Here is a 10,626-nt window from a genome sequence, read left to right as displayed (position 1 = left end):
TCGCGCGGCGATGGCCAGCCTGATCGTGCTGGGCGTCCTGGTGCTGCTGGCAGCCGTCGGACCCTATCTGATCCCCTACGCCTACGACCAGGTGGACAAGGCCGACACCTGGATGCCGCCGCTGCAGGCCGGCCACCTGCTGGGGTCCGACGCGCTTGGCCGCGACCTGCTGGCCCGGCTGCTCACGGGCTTAAGGGTCTCGCTGGCCATCGGCCTGGTGGCGACCTTCGTCTCGCTGGTGATCGGCGTCGCCTGGGGCGCGGTGGCGGGCTATGTCGGCGGGGCGCTGGACGAGGCGATGATGCGCTTCGTCGACGTGCTGTATTCGCTCCCCTTCATCTTCTTTGTGATCCTGCTGATGGTCACCTTCGGCTCCAATATCGTGCTGATCTTCGTGGCCATCGGGGCGGTCGAGTGGCTGACGATGAGCCGGATCGTCCGCGGCCAGACGCTGACGCTCAAGAACAAGGAGTTCGTCGAGGCCGCCCGCGCCGCCGGGCTCGGCCGCGGCGCGATTATCGCGCGGCATATCGTCCCCAACCTGCTGGGGCCCGTGGTGGTCTACGTGACCCTGACCATACCGGCCGTTATCCTCGCCGAGAGCTTCCTGAGCTTCCTGGGCCTGGGCGTGCAGCCGCCGATGGCCTCGCTGGGCACGCTGGTGGCCGGCGGAGCGTCGGATATGGAACTGGCGCCCTGGCTGCTGATCTTTCCGTCGCTGGTGATCGTGGTGACCCTGATGTGCTTCAACTTCATCGGCGATGGCTTGCGCGACGCCATCGATCCCAAGGACCGGTGATGGTCGCCGGGGGGCAGACATCGCCGGTGCAACTGCTGGCCGCCGCCTCTGCGGCGCTGCAGCGCGGCGACCGGGCCGCGGCGCTCGACTGCGTGGTCCAGGCCGAGGCGGCGGCGCCCTACGACCCCGACGTGAAGATGCAGAAGGCGCTGATCCATCGGATGAGCGGCGCGCTGCCGGCAGCGCTGGCGGCGCTGGACGAGGCCCTGGCTCTGGACCCCTACAACTTCCTGGCGCTGCTCTCGAAGGGGGCGGTGACCGAGAAGCTCTCCGGCGAGCGCCTGGCCGCCCGGATCTATGAGAACGCCATCAAGCTGGCCCCCGCCGAGGCCAACCTGCCGCCCAACCTGAAGAGCCCGCTGGCCCGCGCCCGGGCGGTGGTGGAGACCACCCGCACGGCGCTTGCGGCCTATCTCGCCGAGCAGGTGGGCGCCCTGGACGCCGCCGGCGGTGAACTGGCCCAGCGGCGGCTGGGTGAGGCGATCGGCATCTATGCCGGGACGCAGAAGGTCTATCAGCAGGAGCCGCTGCTGCTGCACTACCCGCGGCTGCCGGCGATCCCGTTCTATCCGCGTGAGCTGTTCCCCTGGCTGCCGGAGCTGGAGGCCGCCACGCCGTCGATCCAGGCTGAGCTGGCCGGTGCGCTCGAGACCCGGATGGAGGCCTTCGCGCCCTACATCGCCTTCCCGCCGCACGCGCCGGTCAACCAGTGGGAGGAGTTGAACCACTCGCGCCGCTGGAGCTCGCTGTTCCTGTGGAAGGACGGTCGGCGGCAGGACGCCGTCTGCGCGGCCTGCCCGCAGACCGCCGCCCTGCTGGCGCGGCTGCCGCTGGCGGACCAGCCGGGGTTTGCGCCCACCGCCATGTTCTCCGCCCTGGAGGCCAGCACCCACATCCCGCCGCATACGGGATCCACCAACGTCCGGCTGCTCTGCCACCTGCCGCTGATCCTGCCCGGCCCGGCGCGGTTCCGGGTCGGCAACGAGGTCCGAGCTTGGGAGCTGGGCAAGGCCTGGATCTTCGACGACACGATCGAACACGAGGCCTGGAACGATGCCGACAGCCTGCGGGTGATCCTGATCTTCGACGTGTGGAATCCGTATCTGGAGCCGGGCGAGCGGGAACGGATCAACGCCATGATGGCGGCGCGGAACGCGTTCTATGGCGGGTAGCCTTGCTCTCCCGCGACGCGGGAGAGCAAGGCGGCGCCTCTACTCCACCCGGTGCGCGCGGAAGGCGCCCTGGTTGCCGACGGTCATCAGGAAGCTGCCCAGCGAGGCCTTGCGGATCTTTACCGGCATGCCGGGCTTGGGGGTCTTGAACAGCTCCTCGACTCCGACCTGGGACCAGACCGCGCCGTCCTCCAGCTTGATCACCCAACGCCCGGCGCCGTCCTGGCGGGCCGAGGCGACCACGCCGTCGGTGGTGTCGACCTCTTCGGCGGTCTCGCCCTTCGCGAAGATCGAGATCGACGGCAGGGTGAAGCCGAACGCCTGCTTGCGGACCTGGCGCGCCTGGTCGCGGTCGATGACCACGACGTCGCCCTTGGCCTCGGCCTGGTCGAACGCCGCCGTGGCCTGGTCGTAGCAGGCCAGGCGGGCGGGATCGTCGGTCAGCTTGCGGCAGTCGATCAGCTTCTGGACGATCGCCGCACGGCCCTCCGACTTGGGCGCGGCCAGGGCCAGGCCGCCGCCAAGGGTCACCAGGAGGGCGAGGATCGCCACGTTGCGCAGCAGGGTCATGGGTCGGTCCCGGTCCGGTTGGGGTGTCGCTTCATTAGGCAGGCGAGACCGCCGGGCGCAACGGCGCGCCTTGCCTTGAGAGGGGCCCAAGCTGCCTCGCGGCGTGCGCGCTGTCACAATCGTTGACGAAACCTTACCCGGTTTCCCGAGGGGGCCGGCAATCTGTGACCAGAATGCGACAGGTGGGCGCCCGAAACATTGCGGATCGCTAATGTTCGTTGACCGCTTGTCTCCGACGCTCGTAACTCCGGCGTAACCGGACCTCAGGGTTTCCGGGACCGATCTCGTTTTGTGGGGAGCGGCCGCCCGTCGAGGCAGGACCGCTGGAGGATCTAGACCGTGAAATTCATGTCCATGCGGGAACGCCTGTTGGCGTCTTCTATGATTTGCGGGGCCGCTCTGCTCGGCCTGTCGTCCCAAGCCGCGGCCGCCGCGGCGGCCCCCTCGGCCGACGAGGTCTCTGAAGTTGTGGTGACCGGGACCCGGATCCCGTCGCCGAACCTCGAAAGCGTCAGCCCGGTGACGGCGATCGGCTCGGCCGAACTGAAGGCGCAGGGCGTGACCCGCGTCGAGGACATGATCAACACCTTGCCGCAGGCCTTCGCGGCCCAGGGCGCGGCTCTGTCGAACGGCTCGACCGGCACGGCCACCGTCAACCTGCGCGGCCTGGGCGCCACGCGCACCCTGGTGCTGATCGACGGCCGCCGGCTGATGCCCGGCACGCCGAACACCACCGGCGGCGCGCTCTCGGCCGACCTGAACTTCATTCCCGGCGCGCTGGTCCAGCGGGTCGACGTGCTGACGGGCGGCGCCTCGGCGGTCTACGGCGCCGACGCCGTAGCCGGCGTCGTCAACTTCATCATGCAGAAGAATTTCGAGGGCGTGCGGGTCGACGCCAACTACGGAATCTATCAGCACAACAACAGCAGCGACATCGCCGACGTGGTGAGGACGAAAGCCCGCGGGGCCGCGTCGCCGCAGTTCTATCAGCTGCCCAAGCATAACGTCCGCGACGGCGAGCAGTCGGAAGTCACCCTGGTGATCGGCGTCAACGCCCCCGACGGCAAGGGCAACGTCACCGCCTATGCCGGCTACCGCCACGTGGAGCCGATCCTGCAGGGCAACCGCGACTACAGCTCCTGTACCTTGAACTCCGGCGACACCTTCGCCCAGAACGGCTGCGGCGGCTCCGGCACCGCCTTCCCGGCGCGTGTCGGCAACCAGATCGTCAATCCGACCGGTCCGGGCAACACCTTCCGCACCCGCACCGGCGGCGACACCTACAACTTCGGCCCGTCGAACTACTACCAGCGTCCCGACGACCGCTACGTGATGGGCGCGTTCGCCGAATACGAGATTCAGCCCTGGGCCAAGGCCTACGCCGACCTGATGTTCATGGACGACACGTCCACCTACCAGATCGCGCCGGGCGGCGTCTTCACCAGCACCCAGTCGATCAATTGCGCCAACCCGCTCGTCTCGGCCCAGGAAAAGGCCCTGATGCCGGCCACGGCGGCGACCGGTGGCGGCAACTGCCTCACCAATCCGGGCGGCACGTTCACCGGCACGGTCTCGCGCCGGAACATCGAAGGCGGCGGCCGCCAGGGCCGCACCGAGCACACCCAGTACCGTTACGTGATCGGCCTGAAGGGCGACCTGAACGATCACTGGAACTACGACTTCTACATGCAGTACGGCCGCGTCGAGTTCCAGCAGGTCGTGACCGGCTTCTTCCGCTCCAGCGCCATCGCCAAGTCTCTCAACGTCGTCAACGTGAACGGCGTGCCGACCTGCGCCTCCGTGGTCGACGGCTCGGACCCGGCCTGCGTGCCCTACAACATCTTCTCGCTGGGCGGCGTCACGACCGCGGCCCGCAAGTACCTCGAAACCCCCTCGACCCAGGCCGGCAACCTCGCCGAACGGGTGGTGAACCTGTCGATCGGCGGCGACCTGACCGACTACGGCATCAAGAGCCCCTGGGCCCAGGACGGCGTTGGCGTCTCGGTGGGCGCGGAATATCGCCGCGAGCAACTGGACTATGCGGCGGACTTCATCTCCTCGTCGGGCGATCTCGCCGGTTCGGGCGGCGCCAACCCGCCGGTCAACGGCAGCTATGACGTCTACGAACTGTTCGGCGAAGCGCGGGTCCCGCTCATCACCGACATGCCGTTCGTCAAGAAGGCCCAGCTGGAACTGGCCTACCGCTATTCGGACTATTCCTCGTCCGGCACGACCAGCACCTACAAGATCGCCGGCGACTGGCAGATCGTCGATGACCTTCGCCTGCGCGGCAGCTACCAGCGCGCGGTGCGTGCGCCGCACGTGCTGGAACTGTTCAGCCCGCAGAACGTGGTGCTCGACGGCACGCAGGACCCCTGCGCCGGCCTGTCGCCGGGCGACCCGAAGGTCGCCACCTGCGCTGCGATCTTCAAGCTGACCACCGCTCAGGTGCTGGCCATCGAGAAGAACCCGGCCCCGCAGTACAACGGCCAGATCGGTGGTAACCCGAACCTGAAGCCCGAGACTTCGGACACCTTCTCCTTCGGCTTCGTGGCCACGCCCACCTTCCTGCCGGGCTTCAACCTGTCGGCCGACTACTTCGACATCAAGGTGAAAGACTACATCAACAACGTCGGCGCTGACGTCATCATCACCCGGTGTGTCAACACGTCGAACCCGTTCTTCTGCAACCTGGTCCACCGCGACGCGCAGGGGTCCCTGTTCCTGTCCAACCAGGGCTTCATTCAGGACACCACCCTGAACACCGGCGCCCTGCGGACCAAGGGCATCGACATCAACGCCAGCTACCGCACCGACCTCGACCGGTTCGGCCTGGAGAACATGGGCGGCATCACCCTCAGCTTCGTCGGCACCTATCTCGACCAGCTGAAGACCCAGGTGCTCCCGGGCGACAAGTTCTACGACTGCGCCAAGCTCTACGGCACGGTCTGCGGCACCCCGAACCCGCAATGGCGTCACAAGATGCGCCTGACCTGGGCCACGCCGTTCGAGTACGGCGACTGGATCAAGGGCGTCGGCCTCTCCGTCCAATGGCGCCACTTCGACAAGGTGACACTGGACGCCTACGACAAGGATCCCCAGCTCAACAACACGGGCATCCAGTACGCGTCGGACCGGACCCTGAGCTCGCGCGACTACATCGACATGACGGCGACCTGGACGGTGCGGAACACCATCAAGTTCCGCGCCGGCGTGAACAACGTGTTCGACCGCGATCCGCCGCTCGTCGGCCAGTCCAACTGCCCGGCCGGTGTCTGCAACGGCAACACCTTCCCGCAGGTCTACGACTCCTTCGGCCGCTACGCCTTCATCGGCCTGACCGCCGACTTCTAGGTCGAAGGTCAGAACCGGGACTGCCTTTGGGGCGGCGGAGCAATCCGCCGCCCCATTCATTTTGCCGCGACGGCTGCTAGGTTGCGCCGCGTGAACACGTGGAATTCCGGGCGTTACAGCCTGAGCGCCGGGGGGAGCCCGGCAAAGCCGCCCGCGGGCGTCACCCCCGCCGATCCGGCCGGGGCGGCCCGCTGGCGCGCGGAGGGCGACCGGCTGCGGCTGGCCGGCGACATCGCCGCGGCCGACGCCGCCTACGCCCGGCAGATGCGCGCGACGGTCTCCGACCCCGACCTCGTCCGCGCCGCCGACGCCCTTTGCGCGGGCCGCCTCGCCGAGGCCGACGCCGCCCTCCGCGCCGTTGTCGCCGGGCGCCCCGCCGACCCGCTGGCGCTCTGGATGCTGGCCGACCTCGCGGCGCGCGCCGGGCGCAATCCCGAGGCGGAGGACCTGCTCCTGCGCTGCCTGGATGCCGCGCCCGGCTTCACCGATGCCCGCTACGCCTATGCCATGGTGCTGAACTGGCGCCACCGCGTCGAGGAGACCCTGGTCCAGGCCGAACGCCTGCTGCAGGCCGAGCCCGGCAACCCCCTCTACCGCCACCTGCGCGCCACCTCCCTCCTGCGCCTGGGCGAGGACGCCGCGGCGGCCGAGGCCTATGCGGCGGTTCTGGAGACCCATCCCGACCAGGCGCTGACCTGGATGAGCTACGGCCACGCCCTGAAGACCCTCGGCCGCCAGGCCGAGGCGATCGCCGCCTATCGCCGCAGCCTGGTCCTCGACCCGAAGCTGGGCGAGGCGTGGTGGAGCCTGGCCAACCTCAAGACCGTCCGCCTGACAGACGCCGACGTGGCCGCCATGGCAGCCGCGCTGACCACGGGCGAACTGTCCGAGCCGGATCGGCTGCAACTGCACTTCGCGCTGGGCAAGGCGCACGAGGACGCTGGCCGCGACGCCGCCGCCTTCGCCGAGTACGTCCGCGGCAACGCCATCCAGCGCGCCCGCGTCGACTACGACGCCCGCGAGACCAGCGGCCAGATGCACCGCACCAAGGCGCTGCTGAGCCGCGGCTTCTTCGCCGCCCACGCCGGCCAGGGCTGTCCGCGGCCCGATCCGATCTTCATCGTGGGGCTGCCGCGCTCGGGTTCGACCCTGATCGAGCAGATCCTGGCCAGCCACAGCCAGGTCGAAGGCACCCAGGAGCTGCCCCACATCCCGGCCCTGGCCGCGCGCCTCGCCGGCCGTGCGCGGCGCGAGTCCGAAGGCGCCTATCCCGACATTCTGGCGGCCCTGTCGCCCGCCGAGATCGCCGTGCTCGGCGAGGAATACCTCGCCCGCGCCCAGGTACATCGCAAGACCGACCGGCCATTCTTCGTGGACAAGCTGCCGAACAACTTCGCCCATGTGGGCTTGATCCACCTGATCCTGCCGAACGCGAAGATCGTCGATGCGCGGCGCCACCCCCTGGGCTGCTGCTTCTCCGGCTTCAAGCAGCACTTCGCCGCCGGCCAGGTGTTCAGCTACGACCTCGCTGACCTGGGCCGCTACTACCGCGATTACGTCGAGCTGATGGCCCACTTCGACGCGGTGCTGCCGGACCGCGTGCAGCGGGTGATCTACGAGCAGATGGTGGCCGAACCGGAGGCGCAGGTGCGCCGGCTGCTGGACGCCTGCGGTCTGCCGTTCGAGCCCGGCTGCCTGAAGTTCTACGAGAACGACCGCGCCGTGCGCACCGCCAGCTCCGAGCAGGTCCGCCAGCCGATCTTCACCGACGCGGCCGAGCACTGGCGGCGGTTCGAGCCGTGGCTGGGGCCGCTGAAGGCGGCCCTGGGACCCGTCCTCGACGCCTATCCCGATGCGCCTGCGCTCTAGGCGCGCCTTGCCTCAAGCCGCCTGCTAGATTGGCTGCCGCCCGGATCGCAGCCTGAAAGGTACCCGCGTTGAGCAACTGGAAGGTCGGACAGATCAAGGTGAAGGTGGGCGCCTACACGCCGGCGCCGTCCGCCAAGGTGACGGTCGCGACGGGCCCGGCTGCGCCGTCGGTCGTCGTGCCGGCCCCGCCGGCGGCGCGCGACCCCGACGCGGACCTCGCGCGTCTGGCCGAGATCCAGGCCGCGGTGAAGGCCGAGGACTACGATCGCGCCTCCGACCTGGCGGACGAGGCGCTGAAGTCCGGGCTGGAGCATTCTCTGGTGCTCAATCTCGCGGCCCTCAAGCGCGAGGATGAAGGCCGCTACGACGAGGCGCTGGCGACACTGGCCCGCGCCATCGCCCTGGATCCCCGGGATATCGGCGCCCGCAACGCGGCTGGCCTGGTCCTGGCGCGCGTGGAACGCTATGCCGACGCGCTGGCGATGTTCGACGGCGTCGTGGCGATCCAGCCGGCGTTCGCTGGCGCGCACTGCGCCCGGGGTACGGCGCTCGAGGCGCTGGGCCGCCTGAAGGAGGCTGAGGTCGCCTACAAGCACACCCTCGACCTGCAGCCGCAGAACCTGGGCGCCCTGCAGGGCCTGGCCAATCTGCTCAGCCGCCGCGGCGCCCACGCCCAGGCCCGGCCGCTGGCCGAGACCGTACTGGCCGCCGAACCCAACTTCCCCGACGCCGTGATGGTCCTGGCCGCCGCCGACGCGGCCGAGGGGGCCGGAGAGCGGGCAGAGCGCCGGCTGGAGCTGCTGGCCGCCGACGCGCGCCTGACGCCTCAGCAGCGCGCCCTGGCCCAGGGCCTGCTGGGCGACGTGCTCGACGCCCAGGACCGGCCCGCCGACGCCTTCCAGGCCTACGCCGCCTGCAACATGGGCCTGTTCCGCGCCTATGCGCCGGTCCACGACCAGGGGATCGGCGCGCTGGAGTTCTCCCGCGGCATGCTCGAGGAACTGGCGGCGATCCCGGCGTCCGCCTGGACCTCGGCCGCCGCGCCGCGCGCCGACGGCCCGAAAACCCACGTCTTCCTGCTGGGCTTCCCCCGCTCGGGCACCACCCTGCTGGAGCAGGTGCTGGCCAGCCACCCCGACGTCGAGGCGCTCGAGGAGCGCGAGACCCTCCTCGACGCCACCCGCGCCTTCCTGCGTCAGCCGTCCGACCTGGGCCGCCTGGCGGTGGCCCGCGAGGCGGAGCTTGCGCCCCTGCGCGACGCCTACTGGGCCAAGGTCCGCGCCGAGGGCGCCGAACCGGCAGGCAAGGTGTTCGTCGACAAGCACCCGCTCAACACCTTCCGTTTGCCGCTGATCCTGAAGCTGTTCCCGGATGCGAAGATCCTGTTCGCCCGACGCGATCCGCGCGACGTGGTGCTGAGCTGCTACCGCCGCCGCTTCGCCATGAGCGGCTCGGCCTATCAGCTCCTGACCCTGCCGGGCGCGGCCGGCTATTACGACGCCGCCATGCGCATCGCCGAGCTCGTGGAGCCGGCCATGGGGCCCAGGACCCACGTCGTGCGTCACGAGGCCCTGGTGGACGGTTTCGACACCGTGGTGGGCGAGGTCTGCGCGGCCCTGGGCCTGCCCTGGGTGGAGGCGATGCGCAACTTCGCCGACCAGGCCCGGGACCGGGCGGTGGCCACCCCCAGCGGCGCCCAGCTCTCGCGCGGCCTCAGCGCCGAGGGCGTCGGGGCGTGGCGGCGCTATCGCGACCAGCTGGCCCCGGTGCTGCCGACCCTGGAGCCGTGGGTCACCCGGTTCGGATACTCCGCGACGTGACCTTCTCGCGCCGCCACGTGACCCAGTCGCTGCTGGCCGGCCTGGTCACGGGCTGCGCCACGACGCGGCGCGAGCCGGTGTTCTCGATCAACCTGGCGCAGGTGAATCCAGCCGCCCCGCCGGCCACCGGCACCCGGCTGGAGACCGCCTTCGACCAGGCCCTGCGGATGACCGTGCCGGTGCACGTGGACGACCGCGGGCCGTTCCAGTTCGTGGTCGACACCGGCGCCAACCGCACGGTGGTCGGCATTGAGACCGCCACCCGCTGCAGCCTCGACAGCGATGGCGTCGCCCCGGTCCATGGCATCGCCGGCGTCCAGTCCGCGCCGCTGGTCAAGGTGCCGCGCCTGCGGGTCGGCCAGGTGCTGTCGTATCGCCTCAGCCTGCCGTCGCTGCCCAGGGCCAGCCTCGGCGCCGACGGCCTGCTGGGCATCGACGTGCTGAAGGGACGGCGGATGGAGCTCAACTTCAGCGCCAATACCTTCGAGATCGGTCCCTCGGGCGTCGGCGCCTCGGTCGGCCGCGGCACGGGCACGCGCATTCCGGACCCGGAACGGGGCATCGTCGTGCCCGCCCAGTACCGCTCGGGCCAGCTGGTGATCTTCGACGCCGACGTGGCCGGCATCCCGGTCCGCGCCTTCCTGGATTCCGGCGCCCAGATCACCTGCGGCAATGAGGCCCTGCGCGCGGCCCTGGTGCAGCAGAACCCCGGCTTCGCCGACCGCCTGGTCGCGACCGAGCTGATCAGCGCCACCGGCCAGACCTCGTCGGCGGTGCTGGCCAACCTGCCGCGCCTGCGGCTGGGCGGGATCGGGCTGAACAACATCCGCGCGGCCTTCGCGCCGCTGCACATCTTCAGCCTGTGGGGGCTCAACGACCGGCCGGCGATGCTGGTCGGCATCGACGTGCTGCGCAACTTCGACTCGGTCGCCCTGGACTTCGGCCGCCGCGAGGTGACCTTCATCCGCACCCGCCACCGCGCGGCCTGAGGGCGCGGAAGAAGCGGGCCTTCTACTCCTCACCCGTAGGGGGAGGGGGACCC

General features: G+C 70.1%; 7 protein-coding genes. 6 read left to right on the top strand and 1 reads right to left on the bottom strand.

What is annotated here, in order from left to right; translation table 11 throughout:
* Positions 1-799 (top strand): ABC transporter permease subunit (locus Q0R13_RS15990; RefSeq protein ID WP_293905687.1); only part of this gene is annotated, 799 nt, incomplete at its 5' end.
* Complete coding sequence (locus Q0R13_RS15985; RefSeq protein WP_293905685.1) at positions 799-1,971, top strand: aspartyl/asparaginyl beta-hydroxylase domain-containing protein; 1,173 nt, start codon at positions 799-801, stop codon at positions 1,969-1,971. The genes Q0R13_RS15990 and Q0R13_RS15985, both read left to right, overlap by 1 nt.
* A gap of 39 nt (positions 1,972-2,010) precedes the next feature.
* On the opposite strand, the gene Q0R13_RS15980 is transcribed toward Q0R13_RS15985, so the two are convergent.
* On the bottom strand, positions 2,011-2,541 hold the full coding sequence (locus Q0R13_RS15980) for a hypothetical protein (protein ID WP_293905683.1): 531 nt from the start codon (positions 2,539-2,541) through the stop codon (positions 2,011-2,013).
* Between the two features lie 369 nt (positions 2,542-2,910).
* Between Q0R13_RS15980 and Q0R13_RS15975 the strand changes: the two genes are divergently transcribed.
* From Q0R13_RS15975 to Q0R13_RS15960, 4 genes are all read left to right on the top strand, one after another.
* The gene (locus tag Q0R13_RS15975; RefSeq protein WP_293905681.1) at positions 2,911-5,895 is read left to right on the top strand and encodes a TonB-dependent receptor; all 2,985 of its coding nucleotides are present in this window, start codon (positions 2,911-2,913) and stop codon (positions 5,893-5,895) included.
* Between the two features lie 264 nt (positions 5,896-6,159).
* Positions 6,160-7,764 (top strand): tetratricopeptide repeat-containing sulfotransferase family protein, encoded by a 1,605-nt coding sequence (locus tag Q0R13_RS15970; RefSeq protein ID WP_293905689.1) that lies wholly within the window; start codon positions 6,160-6,162, stop codon positions 7,762-7,764.
* Between the two features lie 68 nt (positions 7,765-7,832).
* A complete protein-coding gene (locus Q0R13_RS15965; protein WP_293905679.1) occupies positions 7,833-9,584 on the top strand; it encodes a tetratricopeptide repeat-containing sulfotransferase family protein in 1,752 nt (583 codons plus the stop codon).
* Positions 9,581-10,573: an aspartyl protease family protein gene (locus Q0R13_RS15960; protein WP_293905677.1), complete on the top strand. Its 993-nt coding sequence runs from the start codon at positions 9,581-9,583 to the stop codon at positions 10,571-10,573. The genes Q0R13_RS15965 and Q0R13_RS15960 overlap by 4 nt, the downstream gene beginning before the upstream one ends.
* Positions 10,574-10,626 lie beyond the last annotated feature (53 nt).

Origin of the sequence: Phenylobacterium sp. (assembly GCF_025351295.1) — a bacterium.
Taxonomy (GTDB): Bacteria; Pseudomonadota; Alphaproteobacteria; order Caulobacterales; family Caulobacteraceae; genus Phenylobacterium.
The sequence above is the reverse complement of the archived record's forward strand: the minus strand, read 5'-3'. Positions and strand labels throughout refer to the sequence as shown.

Bases quoted from the DNA above. Each gene is read 5' to 3' on its own strand.
- Q0R13_RS15985 (WP_293905685.1), top strand. From the start codon at position 799: ATGGTCGCCGGGGGGCAGACATCGCCGGTGCAACTGCTGGCCGCCGCC.
- Q0R13_RS15980 (WP_293905683.1), bottom strand. From the start codon at position 2,541: ATGACCCTGCTGCGCAACGTGGCGATCCTCGCCCTCCTGGTGACCCTT.
- Q0R13_RS15970 (WP_293905689.1), top strand. From the start codon at position 6,160: ATGCGCGCGACGGTCTCCGACCCCGACCTCGTCCGCGCCGCCGACGCC.